Genomic DNA, 20,961 nt, shown 5'->3' on the forward strand with positions numbered 1-20,961 from the left:
CCACCCTACGGTTTGAGGTTCCCGGGAGGTGTATTCGCCACTAAGATTCCCCGTCATACCGACCGGATTGACAGTTGCGTCCAGCACGCCAGATGGTCAGACGAACCATGTGGACACCATTGGGCGTCAGGAGAAAAAACCCGCCACTGAGGGCGGGTTTTCGGTGGTGGAGTCAAGGGGGATCGAACCCCTGACCTCGTCATTGCGAACGACGCGCTCTCCCAGCTGAGCTATGACCCCACGCGCGCTGCCCGGATGGGCGAGAGGGAATCTACCACGCGCCCCGGTGTGCTGCAAGGGTGACCGGCACGTCCGGACACGGTCACCTTGCTCCGTGCGGGCAGGGCTTACACTCGCACGCATGAGCGCGCCCGCCACCCCGGCCCCGACCCAGCGTCCCGCTGAGGACCGCTACGCGTACAAGTTCGGCCAGGAGGGCATCACCTTCGACGACGTGCTGCTGCAGCCGCGGCACTCGCAGGTGCTGCCCCACCAGGTGAGCGTCGAGGCGCAGCTGACCCGCCGGGTGCGCCTGAATATCCCCTTCGTGTCGGCCGCGATGGACACCGTGACCGAGACGAACATGGCGGTCGCCATGGCACGCGAGGGCGGCATCGGCGTGATCCACAAGAACATGAGCGTGGAGGCGCAGGCCGAGATGGTGCGCAAGGTCAAGCGCAGTGAAAGCGGCATGATCGTCGATCCGATCACCCTGCCGCCCCACGCCTCGGTGGCAGACGCCGACCGCCTGATGGGCGAGTACCGCATCAGCGGCGTGCCGATCACGGACCCGCAGGGCCGGCTGCTGGGCATCATCACCAACCGCGACATGCGCTTTATCGACGACATGAGCGTGCCCATCGAGGACGTCATGACGCGCGACGACCTGATCACCGTGCCGGTGGGCACCACGCTGGACGAGGCGCAGGAGATCTTCAAGATGCACCGCATCGAGAAGCTGCTGGTCACGGACGAGCAGAACATGCTGCGCGGCCTGATCACCATCAAGGACCTGACCAAGCGCGTGAAGTACCCGAACGCCGCCAAGGACGACCTCGGCCGGCTGCGCGTGGCCGCCGCCATCGGCGTGGGGGCAGACCTGATGGACCGGGCGGGCGCGCTGGTGCATTCCGGCGTGGACGTGCTGGTGCTCGACTCGGCGCACGGGCATTCGCAGGGCATCCTCCAGGCCCTGAGCCGCGTGAAGGAGCACTACGACGTGGACGTGATCGCCGGGAACGTCGCCACCCGCACGGGAGCGCGCGACCTGATCCTGGCCGGTGCGGACGCTGTGAAGGTCGGCATCGGCCCCGGGAGCATCTGCACCACGCGGGTCGTGACGGGCGTGGGCGTGCCGCAGATCACCGCGATCTTCGAGGCGAGCGCGGCCGCCATGGAGGCCGGCGTTCCCGTGATCGCGGACGGCGGGATCAAGCAGACCGGGGACGTGCCCAAGGCCATCGCGGCGGGAGCCAGCGTGGTCATGATGGGCAGCATGCTCGCCGGCACCGACGAGGCCCCCGGCGAGACCATCCTGCGCGACGGCCGCCGCTACAAGAGCTACCGCGGCATGGGGTCGCTGGGCGCGATGGACCAGGGCAGCGCCGACCGCTACTTCCAGGCGGGCAGCCGCAAGTTCGTCCCCGAGGGCATCGAGGGCATCGTGGCGTACAAGGGCACGGCGGGCGAGGTCATCTACCAGTTCGTCGGCGGCCTGAAAAGCTCCATGGGCTACTGCGGCGCCCCCGATCTGGCGACCCTGCGCGATACCGCCCAGTTCGTGCGGATCACCGGCGCCAGCCTGATCGAGAGCCACCCGCACGGCGTGACGATCACCAAGGAAGCCCCCAATTATGGGGGGCGCTGAGCGCACCGCACCTGCGGCCTGAAGACTGCGCAGCGTCGCCTAGTCTGACGGCGATGAAACTCACCCGCCCAATCCGTACCCCCCTCCTGACCATCAGCACCGCACTTGCCCTGACCGCGTCTGTCGCGCTGGCAGCCCAGGGCCTGCTGCTGGGCCGCATCCAGGCCATTCCCGTGGCCTACACGGACGCCGTTCGCAGCGACCCGGCCACTGGCGTCTCCTATTTCACCAGCGGCTCCACTCTCTTTGCCTACGACCTCGCGTCGTGGACACCGAAGTGGCGGGTCAAGCTGTCTGATGAATCGTACGGAGCGTTTGACAACAGCCGTGATGGCAAATTTGTCGCTGTCCGGGAAGGAAGTACCCTGGCGCTACTCAACCCGAAGGACGGTACACGTCTTCGTTCGTTCAACGTGTCCACGTCGTACGAGGGCGTGAGGTTCTCTCCAGACGGGAAGACGCTGATCGTGTTCGGAGACGGCGGCGTGAATGTGGTCGATCTGAAGACCGGCTCGATCCGGGAGATCGGCGACTGCACGCAGGCAGACGCGAATTCCCTGGAGTACAGCCGGGACGGCCGGCTCGTGCTGGCCGCGTCATGCATGAGCGGCGTCCAGGTCATCGACGTGGCATCCGGGAAGGTCGTGAAGGAGTTCGAGACGCAGAAGTACGTCACGAGCATCTCGAAGAGTGGCGATTCGGGCGCGTTTCTCGTGACGGGCACCGAGGGTGCCTTCTACCTGCTGCCAGGTTCGCTGGACTCGGTGAAGACATTCACCACCGACGCCGCCGACGACACGCTGTCGTCGGCGCTCAACGCTGACGGGAACCTGGCAGTCTTGAGTGATTACGGCTTCCTCTATCTGGTGGACTTCAAGAAGCAGACCTTGAAGGGACTGCAATACATGAAGGAGGTGTCGGGACAGACCTCCGACCTGTCGTTCTCGCGCGATGGTCAGACGATTCTCGTGGGCCACCACGACGGGATTTCCCGCTTCAGCATCCGCGATTTCAGGTAGGCCGATCGTCGTGGTCAGCAGACGTCTCGTGCAGGGGTGTGCGTCTCCCTCCTGCTGAACTCCGTCCCAGTTGACAGACTGTCATCAGGCTGCAGGAGTACGCTGCACCCATGACGCGCCGCTTCCCCAGTACCCGCGAACCCGTGAACGCCCTGACCCACTGGGCGGGCGTGCTCGCGGCGCTGGTGATCCTGGGTCCGCTGCTGTGGTGGGCTCACGCGCACGCCCTGGCGCAGTGGCCCTTTGTCGTGTTCGTGCTCAGCATGACGCTGCTGTACGCCGCCTCGGCCAGCTACCACTCGTTCTTTCCCAGCGAACGCGGTCTGCTGTGGCTGCGCAAACTCGACCACGCCGGGATCTTCCTGCTGATCGCCGGGAGTTACACGCCGGTCGCGTACTTCGGCCTGTCCGGAACGTGGCGGGACGCCGTGCTGTGGGTGATCTGGGGCATCGCGCTGACCGGCATCATCCTGAAACTGGTGACCATGAGACTGCCGCGCTGGATCAGCACGCTGCTGTACGTGGGCATGGGGTGGCTGGCGCTGGCCTTCCTGCCGCAACTCGCCCGCAACCTGCCGGCCGGCGCGATCTTCTGGCTGGCGGCGGGCGGCGTGCTGTACTCGCTGGGCGCCGTGGTGTACGGCACGAAACGCTGGAATCCGCGCCCCGGGGTGTTCGGCTTCCACGAGATCTGGCACCTGTTCGTGCTGGGCGGCACCGGCGCACACGTCGCCATGATGTTCAACCTGCGCTGAGGGCAACGGAGCGGGGCGGAAGACGCATTGATCCTCCGCCCCGCTCCGCGCGCCCTGGCTACGCGCCGACGAAGCCCAGCACCCAGTCCTGCACGGTGCCGATCAGGCCGCTGATCTGCCGGCCGAACAGGTAGATGAACGCCATCACGATCAGGAACGAGTACGGCTGCATCTCGAACTGCGTCAGGCTGCGGCCCAGCGACGGCACCAGCGCGCCCAGGATGCGGCTGCCGTCCAGCAGCGGGATGGGAATCAGGTTGAATACGGCGAGCACCACGTTGATGCTCAGCACCGTGAGAAGCACAGTCACCACGAAGGAACTGTGAGACCCGAATTTCAGCAGCAGCGCGCACACCAGCGCGATCAGCAGGTTGCTCAGCGGCCCGGCGGCCGACACCCACAGCGTGCCCCAGCGGCCCAGGTTGTTCGGGTTGATCGGCACGGGCTTGGCGAACCCGAAGCCCACCAGCAGCATCAGCAGCGTGCCGAAGGGGTCGAGGTGCTTGAGGGGATTGAGCGTCACGCGGCCGTAGCGCCGGGGCGTCGGGTCTCCCAGCCGGTCGGCCGTCCAGGCGTGCGCGAATTCGTGAAAGGCGAGCGACAGCACGAGCGCCGCCGCGATGATCACGAACGCCAGGGGGTTCGAGGTCAGCAGTGAGATCAGGCCCATAGTCCAGGCATTCTACGGGCCGTCCCGCGGTCATTTGCCTGTCAGGTATGAGTGCAGCGCCCGGCGCTCGTCGTCCGCACTGCGCAGCGTCCCGGCCCGGCGCAGCGCGGCCAGGTGGGCCAGCGCGGCCCCGACGGCCGGGCCGGGGGCCACGCCCAGCGAGACGACATCCCTGCCAGTCAGCGGCGTGTACGCGTCCGGGCGCAGCAGGGCGCGCAGCTGGCGTTCCGGCGTGCCTTCAGGGAAATGGGTGTCGGATACGGCGCGGGCGAGCAGCGCGGCCGGGCGGTCGCCGAGGTCGAGGCGCGCGGCCAGTGCGTCCGGATCGGGCGCGGCGTGCAGCAGGGCGGCGGCGTAGGTCTGCGGCGTGACCGTGTGGCTGTGCTCGCGCTGGTCGTCGAGGGCGTCCAGCACCGAGGTGTCGGGCAGCAGCGTGCCGGCGCCCCACGTCCGCAGGATGCGTGCCGCCGCGCCGGGCCGGGGTTCGGCCAGCAGGAGCTTCAGCTCGGCCCACAGCCGGGGCGTGCGGTCGGCCATCTCCAGCGCGTCCGGCACCTGGGCGAGCAGGTCCGGGTGGGCACTCAGGCCCAGCCGCGCCGCCAGCCGCGCGCCGCGCACGAGCCGGCTGGCGTCCTCGCGCAGCGACTGTGCGTGCAGCGGGCGCAGCGTGCGGGCGTGCAGGTCGTCCACGCCGCCCACCACGTCCAGCAGGGCCGCCGGGCCGGTGGGGGAGAGCCGCAGGGCCAGGGCGTTCACGCTGAAGTCGCGCCGGCGCAGGTCGTCCTCCAGCGTGCCGGGGGCCGGCACGGGGTTGCGGCCCGGCACCGGGTACGACTCGCGGCGGGCGCGTACCAGATCGGCGGCCCGCCCGTCCGGCAGGGTCACGGTGGCGTTCTGGAACGCAGGGTGGAAGGTCATCGGCAGGCCCGTCGCGCGGGCGAGGGCTTCCACATCGGCGCCGTACACGGCCACGTCGAGGTCCAGGGGCCGACCGCCCAGCAGCGCGTCGCGCACCGCGCCGCCGACCAGGGCGACGTCGGCGCCGGGTCCGGCCAGCGTCGCCACGGCGGTCAGCCACGACCGGTCGTCCGGTCCCAGCTGCGCCCACACGCGCCCGGCCGGAGACGTCACGCCGCGCGGGCCGGGGGCCGGCTCACTGGTAGGAACTGGCGTCCAGCGTGACCTTCACGTCGCGCGTCTGGCCGCCCCGCCAGACCTTCAGGGTCACGGTGTCGCCCTGCTTCTTGTCGATCAGCGCGGCCTGCAGGTCCTCCACGCCGTCCACGGGATCGCCGTCGGCCGCGGTGATCACGTCGCCGCCCAGCACGATCTGGCCGCCCCTGAACTGCTGCACGTCGGTGCCGGCCTTCAGGCCCGCCTTCGCGGCGGGCGAGCCGGGCGTGACCTCGCCGACCACCAGGCCGCTCTCCGGCACCCCCAGCTGCTCCTTGCCCTGCGGGCTCAGGGCGCTCAGGCCGACCGGCACGTTCTGCCCCTGCGCCTGCGCGCTCAGGCCGGCAGTCAGGCCGATGCGCGGCGCGGTCACGATGCCGCCCTTCGCCGCCTGGAGGCGGGGCAGCAGGTTCTTCGCGGCGTTGATGGGAATGGCGAAGCCCACACCGGCGCTCTGGCCGGTGCCGCCCGCCTGCACGCCGGGGCTGATGATCTGCGTGTTGATGCCGATCACGCGCCCGCCTGAGTCCAGCAGCGGTCCGCCGGAGTTGCCGGGGTTGATGGCGGCGTCGGTCTGGATGGCCTTCTGCGTGATGCCCTGGCCGCTCACGCCGCCGAAGCCGATGGGAATCTGCCGGGCGGTGCTGCTCACGATGCCCTCGGTCACGGAGAAGTCCAGGCCGAAGGGCGCGCCCATGGCGATGGCCTTCTGGCCGACCTTCAGGGTGTCGCTGTTACCCAGCGGAATGGGCCGCACCAGCCCCGCGTCCAGGCCGGTGGGGCGGATCAGCGCGAGGTCGTACTGCGGCGCGAGGCCGATCACCTTTGCGGGCACGCTCTTCTGCTGGCCCATCACGCGCACGCTGATCTTCTGCGCGGCGCCCGAGCTATCCTCGCCGGCGACCACGTGGTAGTTCGTGAGGATGTCTCCTGCCGCGTTCACGAAAAAGCCGCTGCCGACGCCCTGCTGCACCTGGGTCTGCCCGCCCTGCCCGAACATCATGCCGAAGGGGTCCTGCGTGACCACCTGCGTCTCGGTGCTGATGTACACCAGCCCCGGCTCGTAGCGCGCGACCACCTGGATGGTGTTCTGCTCGTTCTGGAGTTTCGCCCCTGCCTCGGCCGCCGGGGTGGACGCGGCCGGGGTCTGGGCCGACGTCTGGGCGTTCCCCAGCGGCACCTGGCCGCGCAGGAACGTCGCCCCCAGCCCCAGCCCGACGAGAACGAGAATGACCGCCACCCCTCTGCCCCTCATTCGCCCATTATCCGTGCCCGCGGGGGCGCCCGGCTTGAGCGATGGTTGCGCCTTCCCATGCCTGCGCCACATGACCGATGCGCGCCGCCCGGCCATGTGCTCAGCTGGGCGTATGCCCGACCTGACCGCAGCCATGACGGACCTGAAGCGCGCGCTGGGCGCTTTCCTGGAGCGTGGGCGCGTGGACGGTGTGTTCCACGTGCAGCCCGGCGGCCCCGGCAGCGTGCCCGCCCTGGCCGATCTGGACGTGCCGGAACTGCACCTCGACGTGCTGCCCGAGTCGCCCACGGACGTGCAGCGCGCGGCGCTGGCGGGCCTGGGCTACGTGCCGGAAACCGCGCATGCGTGGCGGCATCCGGCCGGCTGGCGGGTGGTGCTGGGGGACCACGACAGCGGCTGGCGGGCCACGCAGGGCCTCCTGCGCGCCCTGCTGCTGGGCGATTCGCGCGCCGCGCAGGAGTACCGGCAGGTGTATACGTGGGACGGCCGCGCCGCCGCGGACCACGCGCTGGCGGGAGCGGCGCTGGACCGCCACGCCCGCGTGGTCGCGTGGCAGCCGCTGCACTTCGCCGCGCGGGCCTTCGCGGCCCTGGACGCGCCGTGGCAGGTGGCGGGTGGGTGGGCGCTCGACCTGCACGCGGGGCGCCCCTTACGCGCGCACGACGACGTCGACATCGAGATTCCCCGCAGCGCGCAGGCGCAGCTCCCGGACGTGCTGCGCGGGTGGCGGCTGGACGCGGCCGTGGACGGCGCGTACCACGCGTTCCAGCCCCCGCTGGCCCCTTCGTCGCACCAGGTCCACGCCCGGCACCCCGAGCTGCCGGACGTGCTGATGGTGGACGTGATGCTCACCGACATCAGCGGCGGCATGTGGCACTACCGGCGCGACCCGGTCATCACCCGGCCGCTGGCCGAGGCCCGGCGGGTGGGGCAAGGCGGCCTCCCTTACCTCGTGCCGGAGATCGTGCTGCTGTTCAAGGCCGGGTCGGTCGGCCGGGAGCCGCGCGGCAAGGACCGCGCCGATTTCGAGCGGGCGCGGCCCACACTGGACGCGCCGGCCAGGGCGTGGCTGCGCGCCGCTCTGGAACGCACCCGGCCCGGCCACCCGTGGGTGGCGCAACTGGCGTGATCCTCACGCGCGGGCGTGCGTTTCGGCAGCGTCCAGCGCGGCGATCTCGTCGGGGCTGATGTGGTAGCGCTCGCCGCACCAGTGGCACACGATCTCCTGCCCGCCGTCGTCGATCATCTCCTGGCGTTCGGCCGCGGAGAAGAACTTCAGAGAGTCGCTCGCCTTCGTGCGCGAGCAGCGGCACTCGAAGCGCACGTCCTGCGCTTCTTGCGCCAGCGTCAGGCCCAGGCCCTCGGCGGCGCGTTCCATCACGCCCAGCAGGCCGCCATGGCGCAGCGCGGTCGTGATCTGGCCCAGGGCGCGGATGTTCGTCTCAAGCGTGCCCAGGGTCTCGTCGGTCACGCCCGGCATCGCCTGCACCAGCAGGCCGCCCGCGTGCGTGACGCGCTGACCTTCCTCATATACGCCCAGCAGCACGGCGTTCGGGATCTGCTCGGACACGCCCAGGTACGCGCTGACGTCCTCGGCGATCTCGCCGCTCACCAGCCGGATGCTGCCGGTGTACGGCTCGCCGTTGTCGAGCAGGCGCGTGACCGCGAGTTCCCCGTCGGTGCCCACCACGCCGCTCACGTCCAGTTTGCCGTCGGATTCGCGCAGCGGCAGGTCGGCGTGCGGCTGCCGGACATAGCCGCGCACGCGGCCGTCGGCGCTGCCCTCGGCCACGATCCAGCCGACCGGGCCGTCGCCCTCGACGCGCACCGTCACGCGGCTGTCGCTGCGTTTGCCCAGCACGACGCTCAACAGTGCCGAGGCAGTCAGGGTGCGGCCCAGCGCGGCGGTCGCGGTCTTGCTCAGGTCGTGGCGCACCCGGGCGTCCTCGACCACGCGCGTCGAGTCCATGCCAATGAACCTGAGGGTGTTCCCGGCTGCCGTGCCGCGCAGCAGGAAGGAGGATGTGGGGGCCGGATCAGACATACCCCCGACCCTATCCGGTTCGCCCGCCGGGGGGTGTGGGAGCCCTCTCATTCGCGCCGGAACCGTCCTGAACGGCGTCTGTGACATGGCCTGCCCGAAGCTGACGCGTCTCCGACGCGGATGCAGCTCGGCCTTCAGCGTGGTGTCAAGGGCTTCTCATGGGGACTCACTACGCTACAGGGCAACCCGGAAATTGGACCGGGTTCAACAAATACCGGTTTTCTCTGTCATGGACGCATCAGTTCCGCGTCAGACCCAGGAGTCCCAATGACCACCCCCGCCACCAAGATGCTCACCGCCGTGGCCCTGGCCACCCTCACGATGAGCCTCGCCGCGTGCAGCGGCGGTTCGCAGGCGAACAGTGCGAAGTCCACCCTGGTCGTGCAGGAAAGCGCCGACATCCCCACCCTGGACCCCGGCACCACCTACGACACCGGCAGCGGCCAGATCGTTGAAAACCTCTACGAGACCCTCGTCACGTACAAGGGCAACTCGATCCGCGACCTCGCGCCGCTGCTCGCCACCGAGTGGCAGGAAAACCAGGACGGCCGCGAGTACCGCTTCACCCTGCGCGACGGTGTCAAGTTCCACAGCGGCAACGCCTTTACCTGTGCGGACGCCGAATACACCTTCCGCCGCAATCTGGTGACCAACACCGCCGACAGCGGGAACTGGTTCCTGTCCGAGAGCCTGCTCGGCACGCCCAGCAACGCCAGCGACGACCAGAGCATCACGTGGCAGCGCATCACCGACGCCGTGAAGTGCGACGGCGAGACGCTGGTGTTCAGCCTGCCCAAGGCCGACCCGGCGTTCCTGGCCAAGCTCGCGTACACCGGCCAGGGCATCGTGGACAGCAAGCACGCCATCCAGATCGGTGAGTGGGACGGCACCGAGGCCACGTGGAAGGCCGCCGTCGGCAAGGACCTGACCGGCAGCCCCCTCGCGCAGCAGCCCAGCGGCACCGGCGCGTACAAGCTCGTCGAGAAGACCGCCACGGCCGTGACCGCCACCGCCTTCGACGGGTACTGGGGCGACAAGCCCGCCATCACCAACATCCTGATCCAGAAGGTGCCCGAACAGGCCGCGCGCCTCCAGGCCTTTGAGAAGGGCGACGCCGACCTGATCGAGACCGGTGGCCGCCCCGTCATTGACGTGCAGCTGCGCGGCAAACCCGGCATCGCCGTCCTCGACGGCCTGCCCGACACCAGCGCCTTCGGCATCAGCATGAACGAGGCGATCAAGGGTGGAAACATCGGCAGCGGCAAGCTCGACGGCGCCGGCGTCCCCGCCAACTTCTTCAGCGACGTGAACGTCCGCCGCGGCTTCGTGGCCGCGTTCGACGTGCCCACCTACATCAAGGAGGTGCAGGGCGGCGAGGGTGACGCCCGCAACGTCCTGCTGCCCGACACCTTCCCCGGCTACGACGCCGAACTGGACGGCGCGAAGTTCAACCTGGACGCCGCCCGCAGCGCCTTCCAGCAGGCCTGGGGCGGCCAGGTGTGGACCCAGGGCTTCACGGTGAACATCTCGTACCGTGCCGGCAGCGTGTCTGCCCAGACCGGCATGGAACTCCTGAAGAAGAACATCGAGGCCCTGAATCCGAAGTTCAAGGTGAACATCGTGTCCAAGGAGTGGAGCGAGATCATCAAGGGCAGCAACCAGGGCACCGAGGCGATGGTCATGACCGGCTGGTCCCCGGACTATGCCGACCCCGACAACTTCGTGACCACCTTCTACGCCAGCACCGGCTACTACCACCCGCGCATCAACGTCAAGGACCCCCAGATCGACGCGTGGATCACCGAGGCGCGCAGCACCACCGACACCGCCCGCCGCAACGATCTCTACAAGCAGGTCGCCGAGCGCGCGCTGGACCAGGCGTACTACATCCTGATGCCCAGCAACCCCGGGATCATCGCGTACCGCGACACCGTGAAGGGCATCAGCAAGGACACCTTCAACCCCATGATCGCCTTCCGCACCGGCACGCTGTGGAAGGACCTCAGCAAGAGCTGAGGCGATCACGGCTTCCTTCTCCCCGGTGGCGCCATACGGCGGGCCGGGGAGTTCGCGTGTTCTCCAGCCCGGGCGGGCGCCGCGCCCCGTATCCTGTGCCCATGCTCGACAGCGAATCGGACTCGCCCCGCGCCATCAGCCTGCTGCTCGTGGACGACCACCCGGTCGTGCGCAAGGGCACCCGCGAACTGCTGGAGGGCGAAGCCGACCTGCACGTGGTGGGCGAGGCCGGCAGCGGCGAGGAGGCCATCGTCAAGGCCCGCGCCCTGAGCCCGGACGTGATCCTGATGGACGTGTCCATGCCCGGCATGAACGGCATCGAGGCGACCAAGGCGATCAAGCAGGAGCAGCCGGGCGTGGGCGTGCTGGTCCTGACCAGCTACGACGACGACGCGTACGTGTTCGCGCTGCTGGAGGCGGGTGCGGCCGGATACCTCCTCAAGAACGCCAGCGAGGACGACCTGCTCGGTGCCGTGCGGGCCGTCGCGGCCGGCGAGAGCGCCCTGCACCCCAGCGTGGCGCGCAAGGTGCTCGAGCGCTTCAGCGCGAACGCCACCCCGACCCCGCCCGAGGACGACCTCTCGCCCCGCGAGCTGGAGGTGCTGCGCGTGGCCGCCACCGGTCGCACCAACAAGGAAATCGCCCGCGACCTCGATATCAGCCCCCGCACCGTGCAGGTGCACCTTGCCAACATCTTCTCCAAACTGGGCGTGGGCAGCCGCACCGAGGCCGTGCTGTACGGCATCAAGCGCGGCTGGATCGACCCGAAGCTGGTGTGAACGCCCGGTCTGTGGCGCTCCCCGTGGCCGGCGGCGATCATGACGGTCCCGAACCGGCTGCTGTGCTCTCCTCGACGCTCGGCGCACCACCCACCCTCATGCCCGCTGCTCTCTGTCCCTTGCCATGACCCTGCCGCCGTTCCCTCCGACCCTGACCAACGCCTCGACCACCGTGCAGTTCGGCCGGGCGCTGGCAGAGTTCGCGTGTCATGTGGCCGGCGCGCACGGCGTGCAGGTGTGGGTGGTGCAGGACGCGCACCTGGAAGTGGTGGCCGAGGAGGGCCGCGGCCTGGGCCTGAGTGACGGTACCCTGGCCGGCCGGGCACTGGCCGGGGGCACGCTGATCGCGGAGGGCATGCTCTCCGCGCTGCCGTTCGGGTGCGGCGTGATCGAGTTCGTGGGGGCGCGGCCGGAGGGAATCGAGGAACTGCTGACTGTGTCGCCGCTGTTCACGCTGGCGCTGGAGGGCGTGCAGGCGCGTGAGGCCCGGCGTGGGCACGGCCGGATCGCGGAGACGGTCGAGGGGCTGGTGCGCCGGCTGGGCGGCAGCCTGGACCTGCCGCAGGTGCTGACGGTCACGGCACAGAGTGCGGCGCTGGCGCTGGGCTTCTCGCGCGCGTTCGTGGGGTTGTTCGATCAGGTGGTCGAGGGTGTGGCCCGCACCGGCGAGGTCTACACCTACGGCTTCGACGAGTCCTTTACCGGGGGGATCGGGGTGGGTCCGGTGACCTTCGAGCGGCTGATGACGCGCGGCGAGGCGATCCGCTACGAGCGGGTGCGCGACGCGGGCTCCGCGTTCGCGGCGAGCCTGGCCGAACTGGGGCCGGAGGCGGCGGTGCTGGCCCCGCTCTCGGCGCGCGGCCGGCCGCTGGGGCTACTGTACGTGGATTCCCGCTCGCCGGGCGCGGGCGCGACCGAGGACGACGCGCGGCTGGTGCTGGCGCTGGCCGAGCAGGCGTCGCTGGCGATCGACAACGCGCGGCTGTATGCGCTGGAAACCCGCAAGCGCGAGGCGGCCGAGGCGCTGCGCGAGGCGGGCGCGGCGCTGGCGGGCAGCCTGCACCTCTCGGACACGCTGCCGCGCGTGCTGGAGCGCGCCGTGGCCCTGTTCCGGGCGGACGCGGCGGCGGTGTACGAACTCCAGCCGGATGGCCGGACGCTGAACATCCGCTCGGCGCTGGGGCTGCCCAGCGAGTACGTGCTGCGCGTGCGCGCGAAGGTCGGTGCGGGCGTGACGGGCCGCGCGGCCGAGCGGCGCGAGGTCGTCGCCGCCCGCGACCTGAACACCGAGAACTACGGGGGTGGCAGCCGCTACACCCGGCAACTGCTGGCGCAGGGCCGGTACCCGTACAAGGGCGTGGTGGGCCTGCCGCTGGTCACGCGCGCCGGGGTGTTCGGCGTGCTCACGCTGTACTGGGAGGCCACGCTGCCGCTCGACGACGACGACCGGGCGCTGCTGGGCGTGTTCGCCGCGCAGGCCGCGCTCGCCATCGAGAACGCCCGGCTGTACGAGGAGGAACTGCGCCGCGAGCGCGAGTCGGCGGTGCTGCTGAACGTGGGCCGCCTGCTGGGCGAGGACCAGGGCGACGAGACGCTGGCGGAGGCCGCGCGGCTGGCGACGCTGGCCCTGAACGGCGGGCGCGGCCTGATCGCCCTGCTAGGTGAGTACGGCGAGGTGGTGCGCTGCGCGACGTACAACCTCCACCCGCCCCGGCCGGACGAGCTGGCCTCGCTGATGTCGCAGCTGGGCCGGGGGCCGCGCCCGCTGACGCGCCGGGCGTGCCTGCCGGTGGCGGGCAGCGGCCTGATCGTGCCGCTGCACGGCGGCGAGGGCGACGGCCGCGGCGTGCTGGGCTTCCTGTACGCGGACGATCCCGGCACCGAGCCGCCCAGCGACCGCGTGCTGGCGCTGGCCCGCTCGGTCGCAGATCAGATGGCCCTGACCCTCACACGCGAGCGGCTGCTGGCCGCCCTGGAGCGCGAGGAGGCCCGCTACCGCCAGCTGGCCGAGGGCGCGCACGACCTGATCCTGAGCGCCGACCCGCGCGGCGTGATCACGTACGCGAACCCGGCGGCGGTGCGGCTGTTGCAGCCGCTGACCGGGCCGCTGGTGGGGTCTGTGGTGCTGACCCTGCCGAACCCCGCCACCCAGGACGCGCTGCGGGTGGCGTGGATGGCCGCCGCGACCAGCCTGGCGGGGGGCCGCGCGGAGATCCAGGTGGGCCGCTACCGCCTGGAGGTGCGCCTGAGCGCTGTGGGTGCCGGCGAGGGTGTGCTGCTGGTCGCCCGCGACCTCTCGGAACTCCAGACGCTGGCCGAGGAGATCAACCGGCGCGGCCAGGCGCTGGAGGCCGCGACCAGCCGCCAGACCGAGCTGCGCACGTACCTGACGCTGTTCACCCAGGCGCAGGAGGAGGAGCGCCGGCGCATCAGCCGCGAGCTGCACGACGACACGGCGCAGGTGCTGACCGCCACGACCCGCCGGGTGGCCCGGCTGGCACGTGACCTGGACGGCGAGCGGCGCGAGCGGGCCGACGACATCCTGGGCGACCTGAACGCGGCCATCGAGAGCGTGCGGCGCTTCGCGCGCAACCTGCGGCCCAGCGTGCTGGACGACCTGGGCCTGCTGCCCGCGCTGGAATGGCTGGCCGGGCAGGCCCACACCGACACGCGCCTGGAGGTCAGCGGCCTGGAGCGCCGCCTGAGCCCGGCGGCAGAGCTGACCGTGTTCCGGCTGTCGCAAGAAGCGCTGAACAACGTGGACAAGCATGCCCAGGCGCACACCGCCGCGATCCGCGTGGCCTTCCGCGAGGACCGCGTGCGCGTGGCGATCAGCGACGACGGCCGGGGCTTCACCGCCGAGCAGGCCGACGCCCAGGCCCGCAGCGGTCACCTGGGCCTGATCGGCCTGCGCGAGCGCGTGGAACTGGCCGGCGGAGAGCTGGAGGTCGCCAGCACGCCAGGCCAGGGCACCACGCTGGCCTTCGTCCTGCCCGGTTGAACGTCGTCTGTACCGGTGACGGCGCGTCCCGTGCGGCGTGCGGCCCCAGGTGCTAGCGTCCTCGGCGTGACGCCTGCCCACAGCCCTCTTTCACTTCGTCTGCTGGGGGCCGGGGGGGCGGCGTTCTTTGCGCTGGGCGTGCTGCAACCCATGTACGGCCCGCTGTTTCCGTTCTTCCAGTCGCAGTTCGGGGTCAGCACGGCCACGGTGGGCGTGATTGCCAGCGCGCACTTCGTGGGCTCCGCCATCTCCCCGCCGCTGGCCGGCGTGATCCTCACGCGGGTGAGCACGCGCCGCGTCGTGGTGGCGTGCCTGCTGCTCCTGCTGGTGGCGGCGCTGCTGGTGGGTCTGGCGCCCAGCTGGCCGCTGGCGGTGGGCGCGGCGGTACTGGGCGGTGTCAGCCAGGGCGGCCTGGCCAGTTCCATCAACGCCTACCTGGCCGCGGCGGGCACCCGGGCCATCAACTTTGCGAACGCGCTGTTCGGCCTGGCGAGCATGCTCTCGCCGCTGGTGGCCGCGTGGCTCGCGCCCTCGGGGCTGGTGTGGCCGTTCGCGGTCGTGGCGGGCCTCGCCGCCGTGTCGCTGCTGGCCGCGCGGGTGTGGGGCGTGCCGGCGATCCCACCCCCGGCAGCGCAGGCCCCGGCGAGGCGAGTGGGCCGCTCCATGACCCTGTTCGCGGTGATGCTGATCTGTTACGTGGGCCTGGAAGTGGGCTTCGGCGCGTGGGGCGGCAAGCACATGCTGGGCATCGGCGTGGCGCAGGCGGCGCTGATTGTCAGCCTGTACTGGGGCGGTTTCACGCTGGGCCGCGCGCTGGCGAGCGCCTTCGGGGCGCGCTTCCAGCCGGGGCCGCTGGTGCTGGGCTGCGCCGCCCTGGCGACGGTGGCGGCCGTGCTGGGCACCGTGCCGGCCCTGGCGCCCTACACCTATCCGCTGGCGGGGCTGGCGCTGGGGCCGATCTTCGGCACCTCGATGGTGTGGGCGGCGCAGATCCTGCCGGTGCGCTTCGTGCCCTTCTTGCTGGTGTCGGGCAGCGTGGGCGGCATCCTGGTGCCGTGGCTGATCGGGCTGGGCTTCGCGCGCAGCGGGCCGGTCGCGGTGCCCACCGTCCTGACCGTGCTGGGCGCGCTGCTGTGCGTGCTGATCCTGGTGACGCTGCGGGTGCGCCGCGTGCGCGTGGACGTGGACGCGCCCTCCGTGGCGTGAGCAGCTGACCCGCGCGTTGCCAGCGGTGGGGGCGTGTGGCAGAATGCGCGCTGATTCTCACCAATCCACCCCGTCCCGGTTGTTCGGGGACAGCGAAGCAGGTACGGAGGCCGAAGTGGCGCAAGCGACGAGCAGACAGGTGAAACTCACACGCGAGGGCTTCGAGCGCCTTCAGAAGACGCTGGAGCAGGAGCAGGCGCGCCTGACGGAGGCGACCCGCATCCTGCAGGAGCAGATGGAGACGAGTTCCGACACCGAGGACACCGGCCTGGAGGACGCCAAGCGCGAGAAGATGAACATCGAGGCGCGCATCGACGAACTCGAGGACACCCTGGCGCGCGCGACGGTCATCGAGGACCACGAGAACGAGGGCCGCGTGGAACTCGGCGCGATCGTGATGCTCTCCAACGAGACCACCAAAAAGGACATGAAGGTGCAGGTCGTGTCGGCCCCCGAGGCCACCGTCACGGGCGGCAGTCTGCCCCGCGTGAGCGAGGACAGCCCGGTCGGCAAGGAACTGATGGGCCGGCGCAAGGGCGACGCCTTCGTGGTGAATCTCGACAACGGCAAGCAGATGAAGTACAAGGTCAAGAGCATCGAGTACTAGGGCGTGTCAACGGTCGGGCGTGGGCAGGTGGGCCGCCCCGCCTGACGAAGACGAACAGGGCAGGGGGCAGAGCGCGTGATGGTCCGCCCTCTGCTCTCTGCCGTGTGCCCCCGGCCTCCGTATACTTCCCCCCATGACTGACGTTTCTACTCCGTCCGGTGCTGCGCGGCGCGAGGGTCTGCACGAGCAGACGGTGGCCCGGCTGAACAACCTGGACGCGCAGGTCGCCGCCGGGTTCGAGGCGCACCCGTACTCGTACCCCCGCACCCACCACGCGCGTGACGTCCTGGCGGCGCACCCGGCGGACAGCGAGGGCCGGCTGGAGCCCGGGCACGAGTGGCCGGACGAGGTGTACGCCCTGGCGGGCCGCGTGACCCTGCTGCGCCACATGGGCAAGGCGGCCTTCGCGGACCTGCGCGACGAGTTCGGCACCCTGCAACTGTTCTTCAGCCGCCAGGACACCGAGAATTTCGACCCGACGAAGAAGATCGACCTGGGCGACATCGTGGGCGTGACCGGGCATCCCTTCGTGACCAAGACCGGGCAGCTGACCCTGAAGGTCACGTCGTGGCAGCCGCTGGTCAAGAGCCTGCACCCGCTGCCAAGCAAGTTCCACGGCCTCCAGGACGAGGAACTGCGCGCCCGGCGCCGCTACCTGGACCTGATGGTCACCGAGGGCGCCCGCGAGAAGTTCCAGGCGCGCAGCCGCATGATCCGCTACATCCGGCAGGTGCTGGACGGCCGGGGCTTCATGGAGGTCGAGGGGCCGACCCTCCAGGTCACGGCGGGCGGCGCCGAGGCCCGGCCGTTCATGACGCACCACAACGCGCTGTCGCACGACTTCAAGCTGCGGATCTCCCTGGAGCTGTACCTCAAGCGGCTGCTGGTGGGCGGCTTCGAGAAGGTCTACGAGATCGGCCGGGTGTACCGCAACGAGGGCATCGACCGCACGCACAACCCGGAATTCACCATGCTGGAGCTGTACTGGGCCTACGTCGACTACGCCGACATCGCTAAGCTGGTCGAGGACCTCTTGAGCGGCATGGCGCTGGAGGTGCACGGCTCGTACACCTTCGAGTACCAGGGCAAGACGCTGGACTTCACGCCGCCCTTCGCGCGCGTGGACTACGTGGGCGGGCTGCGCGAGCACGTGCCCGAACTGGACTTCGATCCGCTGGATCTGGACCGCCTGCGCGCGTTCTGCGACGCCCGCTACCCGCAGTGGAAGGGCGTGCCGGCGTACAAGCTGCTGGACAAGCTGTTCGGTGAGTACGTCGAGCCCCTGCTGACCAACCCGACCTTCGTGATGGACCACCCGGCCGTGATCAGCCCGCTCGCCAAGACGCACCGCAGCCGCACGGACGCCGTGACCGAGCGCTTCGAGGTGTTCTGCTCGGGCTTCGAGCTGGCCAACGCCTTCTCGGAACTCAACGACGCCTTCGACCAGCGCGAGCGCTTCGAGGCCCAGAGCGCGAGGCAGGCCGCCGGCGACGATGAGGCCCACCCGCAGGACGAGGACTTCCTGCTGGCGCTGGAGTACGGCATGCCCCCGGCGGGGGGGCTGGGCATCGGCATCGACCGGCTGGCGATGCTGCTGACCGACTCCGATTCCATCCGCGACGTGCTGCTGTTCCCCCTGCTGCGCCCCGAGGGGCACGGCGGGGACGAGGACGCCGCGACGACCTGAACGCCACCCGGAGGGGAGGGCCGCTCACGGTTGGATGGGCGGCCCTTTCTGTGGTGTGCCCGGTACAGGCCGGAGGACCGCCGGACGCGGCCTGCGGTGTATCGATTCAGTTGATTTGTCCATTTGACAAACAAAACTCGCCGGTGCAGCATGGCCTCCGCACACCATCCACCGTCCTCACACGGACTTCACATCTCTTTTCTCTGCCGTGGCCTGTACCCGGGCCGGCGACCGCCCTGAACGCAGGGCCAGGATGCTCTTGACGCACGCTGCCCACTCCCACGACACGCTGGACCTGGCCGCCATCCGGGCGCGCCACACGGTGCTGTTGCTGGGGCTGCTGTGGGAAGGCGACCGCGCGCGCGTCGACATCGCCCGCGACCTGGGGCTGTCGCGCTCCGCGATCAGCAACATTGTCGCGGAACTCATGGACGTGGGGCTGGTGCAGGAAGCCGGCGCGCGCAGCGGCGCCCAGGTGGGCCGGCGCGCCACCCTGCTGCACCTGAACGCCCGCGCGGCCATGCTGCTGGCCATCGACCTGGGGGCCAGCCACGCGCGGGTGGACGTGCTCGACCTGCGCTGCCGCAGCCTGGCGTCGCGCAGCGTTCCGCACGACATCCAGCGCGGCCCGCAGGCCACGTACGCGCTGCTGGGCGAACTGGCCGCGCAGGTCATGCGCGAGGCGGGCGTGGTCACCGCGCAGGTGGCCGTGGCGGGTGTCGGCGTGCCCGGCCCGGTCGACCACGAGTCCGGCGGCGTGGTGCTGCCGCCCAACATGCCCGGCTGGGACGGCGAGAACGTGGGCGAGGGACTGCGCCGCGTGCTGGGCGTGCCGGTGCTGGTGGACAACGACGCGAACCTGGGCGCCCTGGCCGAGACGCGCTTCGGCGCGCACCGCGGCGTGGCCGACCTGATCTACGTGAAGCTCGCCACCGGTATCGGCGCGGGGGTGCTGCTGGGCGGCCGGCTGCACCGCGGCGCGCGCGGCGGTGCCGGCGAGATCGGGCACATCAGCATCAACGAGCAGGGCCCGGTCGGGCGCAGCGGGAACCCCGGCAGCCTGGAGAGTTACGCGGCCGCGCAGGTGCTCGCGCCGCTGGCCGCGCAGCTGCGGGCGTCCGGCACGCCGTCCACACTGGGCGACGCGCCGACCCTCGCGGACCTGCTGCGCCACGCGAACAGCGATCCGCTGGCGCGCGCCGTGTGGCAGACCACCGGGCACCACCTGGGCGTGGCGATCAGCACCATGCTGAACCTGTTCAACCCGCAGGCGGTCGTGATCGGCGGGCGGCTGGCGCAGGCGGGCGAGGTGCTGATCGGCGCGGTCCGGACCAGCGCCCAGCAGCGCACCATGCGCATCAACGCCGAGCGCGCCCGGCTGGACCTCAGCACCCTGGGCGGCGACGCCGGCGTGCTGGGCGCCGGCGCCATGATGCTCGGCGCGCTGTTCACGCCGCGCGGCCTGCCGCACCTGTACGCCATCTCGCACCCTCTGTCCGCCGCCGGTGCGGGGAGTCGCGCCCCACCCCGCGCCGGGCTATCATCCATGACGCCCGACAATCCGAACGCCCGGTCCATCTCGGTCCAGCCCTTTCCCTTCCTGAACGGAGGAGTGCCATGAAAAAAGCCCTGCTGATCGCCACCGCCCTTGCTGTCACGTCCAGCGCCCTCGCCGCCGGCAAACTGGAGATCTTCTCCTGGTGGTCCGGTGACGAAGCGCCCGCGCTCAACGCCCTGGTCAAGCTGTACCAGTCCAAGTACCCCAGCGTGAACGTGGACAACGCCACCGTGTCCGGCGGCGCCGGCACCAACGCCAAGGCCGTCCTGAAGACCCGCATGCTGGGCGGCACGCCCCCCGACTCGTTCCAGGCGCACGCCGGCCAGGAACTGATCGGCACGTGGGTCGTCGCCAACCGCATGCAGGACCTGACCCCGCTGTTCAAGAGCGAGGGCTGGAACAAGGTGTTCCCCGCCGACCTGATCAAGCTGATCTCCAGCCAGGGCAAGATCTGGAGCGTGCCGGTCAACGTGCACCGCAGCAACGTCATGTGGTACAACCCCGCCAAGCTCAAGGAGTGGGGCGTATCGGTGCCCAAGACGTGGCCCGAGTTCCTGACCACCTGCGCCACCCTCAAGTCCAAGGGCGTGGCCGCGCCGCTGGTCGTGGGCGAGAACTGGACCGAGCAGCACCTGTGGGAAAGCGTCATGATCGGCACACTGGGCGCCCAGGGCTGGGAGAACCTGTTCAGTGGCAAGCTGAAGTTCACGGACCCCCGCGTGGTCGGTGCGTTCACCACCTACGGCAAGGTGCTCGACTGCGCCAACAAGGACGCCTCGGGCCTGAGCTGGCAGCAGGCCAGCGACCGCATCATCGACGGCACCAGCGCCTTCAACATCATGGGCGACTGGGCGGCCGGGTACTTCACGACCACCAAGAAGCTCGCCCCCGGCACCGGCTTCGGCTGGGCCGCGTCCCCCGGCACCACCAAGGTCTTCGTGATGCTGGCCGACTCCTTCGGCCTGCCCAAGGGCATCAAGGACCCCACCGAGACCACCAACTGGCTCAAGGTGCTGGGCAGCAAGGAAGGTCAGGACACCTTCAACCCGCTCAAGGGCTCCATTGCCGCGCGCACCGACTCGGACCTGAGCAAGTACAGCGTGTACTCCAAGAGCGCGGCGACCGACTGGAAGAGCAGCAAGATCGTGGGCTCCATGGTGCACGGCGCCGTCGCCCCCGAGAGCTTCACCAGCGCCTTCGGGGCCGTGATCGACCAGTTCGTGGCCAGCAAGAACAGCGCCGCCGCCGCCGCCGCCGCGCAGCAGCTGGCCGTGCGCTCGGGCTTCAGCAAGTAAGCCCCGGACTCGGGGGACGAACCCGGACA

At 70.4% G+C, this 20,961-nt stretch carries 16 protein-coding genes and 1 tRNA gene; 12 read left to right on the top strand and 5 right to left on the bottom strand.

The features are described 5' to 3' along the window. Positions 1-164: 164 nt before the first annotated feature. Positions 165-240 (bottom strand) — tRNA-Ala (locus HNQ07_RS15050). A gap of 121 nt (positions 241-361) precedes the next feature. Here HNQ07_RS15050 and guaB point away from each other — a divergent pair. From guaB to trhA, 3 genes are all read left to right on the top strand, one after another. After that, positions 362-1,867, top strand: a complete 1,506-nt coding sequence (guaB, locus tag HNQ07_RS15055; protein ID WP_184113212.1) for an IMP dehydrogenase — start codon at positions 362-364, stop codon at positions 1,865-1,867. Between the two features lie 53 nt (positions 1,868-1,920). Continuing rightward, positions 1,921-2,886: a WD40 repeat domain-containing protein gene (locus HNQ07_RS15060; protein ID WP_184113214.1), complete on the top strand. Its 966-nt coding sequence runs from the start codon at positions 1,921-1,923 to the stop codon at positions 2,884-2,886. A 110-nt stretch (positions 2,887-2,996) separates the two neighbouring features. After that, the gene (gene trhA, locus HNQ07_RS15065; RefSeq protein WP_184113216.1) at positions 2,997-3,641 is read left to right on the top strand and encodes a PAQR family membrane homeostasis protein TrhA; all 645 of its coding nucleotides are present in this window, start codon (positions 2,997-2,999) and stop codon (positions 3,639-3,641) included. A 58-nt stretch (positions 3,642-3,699) separates the two neighbouring features. Here the strand turns inward: trhA and HNQ07_RS15070 are convergent, their stop codons facing one another. Genes HNQ07_RS15070 through HNQ07_RS15080 form a run of 3 tightly spaced genes read right to left on the bottom strand, consistent with a single transcriptional unit; the run spans position 3,700 to position 6,739 of the window. Further along, positions 3,700-4,311, bottom strand: coding sequence for a site-2 protease family protein (locus HNQ07_RS15070; protein ID WP_184113218.1), 612 nt, complete (start codon positions 4,309-4,311; stop codon positions 3,700-3,702). Between the two features lie 30 nt (positions 4,312-4,341). After that, positions 4,342-5,442, bottom strand: a complete 1,101-nt coding sequence (locus HNQ07_RS15075) for a tRNA nucleotidyltransferase/poly(A) polymerase family protein (protein WP_184113220.1) — start codon at positions 5,440-5,442, stop codon at positions 4,342-4,344. Positions 5,443-5,464: 22 nt separating this feature from the next. Then, positions 5,465-6,739, bottom strand: coding sequence for a S1C family serine protease (locus tag HNQ07_RS15080; protein WP_184113223.1), 1,275 nt, complete (start codon positions 6,737-6,739; stop codon positions 5,465-5,467). A 112-nt stretch (positions 6,740-6,851) separates the two neighbouring features. Between HNQ07_RS15080 and HNQ07_RS15085 the strand changes: the two genes are divergently transcribed. Beyond that, positions 6,852-7,868 (top strand): nucleotidyltransferase domain-containing protein, encoded by a 1,017-nt coding sequence (locus HNQ07_RS15085; RefSeq protein ID WP_184113225.1) that lies wholly within the window; start codon positions 6,852-6,854, stop codon positions 7,866-7,868. Between the two features lie 3 nt (positions 7,869-7,871). Here the strand turns inward: HNQ07_RS15085 and hslO are convergent, their stop codons facing one another. Then, positions 7,872-8,783 carry an Hsp33 family molecular chaperone HslO gene (gene hslO, locus HNQ07_RS15090; RefSeq protein ID WP_184113227.1) on the bottom strand — a complete coding sequence of 304 codons (912 nt, stop codon included), beginning with the start codon at positions 8,781-8,783 and terminating at the stop codon, positions 7,872-7,874. A gap of 267 nt (positions 8,784-9,050) precedes the next feature. On the opposite strand from hslO, the gene HNQ07_RS15095 reads away from it, so the two are divergent. The 8 genes from HNQ07_RS15095 to HNQ07_RS15130 all read left to right on the top strand — a co-directional run bounded on the left by HNQ07_RS15095 (position 9,051) and on the right by HNQ07_RS15130 (position 20,932). Then, positions 9,051-10,799, top strand: a complete 1,749-nt coding sequence (locus tag HNQ07_RS15095; RefSeq protein WP_184113229.1) for an ABC transporter substrate-binding protein — start codon at positions 9,051-9,053, stop codon at positions 10,797-10,799. Positions 10,800-10,900: 101 nt separating this feature from the next. Continuing rightward, complete coding sequence (locus HNQ07_RS15100) at positions 10,901-11,578, top strand: response regulator (RefSeq protein ID WP_184113231.1); 678 nt, start codon at positions 10,901-10,903, stop codon at positions 11,576-11,578. A gap of 124 nt (positions 11,579-11,702) precedes the next feature. After that, a complete protein-coding gene (locus HNQ07_RS15105; RefSeq protein WP_184113233.1) occupies positions 11,703-14,579 on the top strand; it encodes a GAF domain-containing sensor histidine kinase in 2,877 nt (958 codons plus the stop codon). 66 nt (positions 14,580-14,645) lie between these two features. After that, a complete protein-coding gene (locus HNQ07_RS15110) occupies positions 14,646-15,785 on the top strand; it encodes an MFS transporter (protein ID WP_229832040.1) in 1,140 nt (379 codons plus the stop codon). Between the two features lie 115 nt (positions 15,786-15,900). Then, the gene (locus HNQ07_RS15115) at positions 15,901-16,392 is read left to right on the top strand and encodes a GreA/GreB family elongation factor (RefSeq protein ID WP_229832041.1); all 492 of its coding nucleotides are present in this window, start codon (positions 15,901-15,903) and stop codon (positions 16,390-16,392) included. 133 nt (positions 16,393-16,525) lie between these two features. After that, positions 16,526-18,079 (top strand): lysine--tRNA ligase, encoded by a 1,554-nt coding sequence (gene lysS, locus HNQ07_RS15120; protein WP_184113237.1) that lies wholly within the window; start codon positions 16,526-16,528, stop codon positions 18,077-18,079. A 259-nt stretch (positions 18,080-18,338) separates the two neighbouring features. After that, positions 18,339-19,700 carry an ROK family transcriptional regulator gene (locus HNQ07_RS15125; RefSeq protein ID WP_229832043.1) on the top strand — a complete coding sequence of 454 codons (1,362 nt, stop codon included), beginning with the start codon at positions 18,339-18,341 and terminating at the stop codon, positions 19,698-19,700. Then, positions 19,697-20,932, top strand: coding sequence for an ABC transporter substrate-binding protein (locus HNQ07_RS15130; protein ID WP_184113242.1), 1,236 nt, complete (start codon positions 19,697-19,699; stop codon positions 20,930-20,932). Before HNQ07_RS15125 ends, HNQ07_RS15130 begins: the two co-directional genes overlap by 4 nt. Positions 20,933-20,961: the final 29 nt, after the last annotated feature.

Source organism: Deinococcus metalli (assembly GCF_014201805.1).
GTDB lineage: Bacteria > Deinococcota > Deinococci > Deinococcales > Deinococcaceae > Deinococcus > Deinococcus metalli.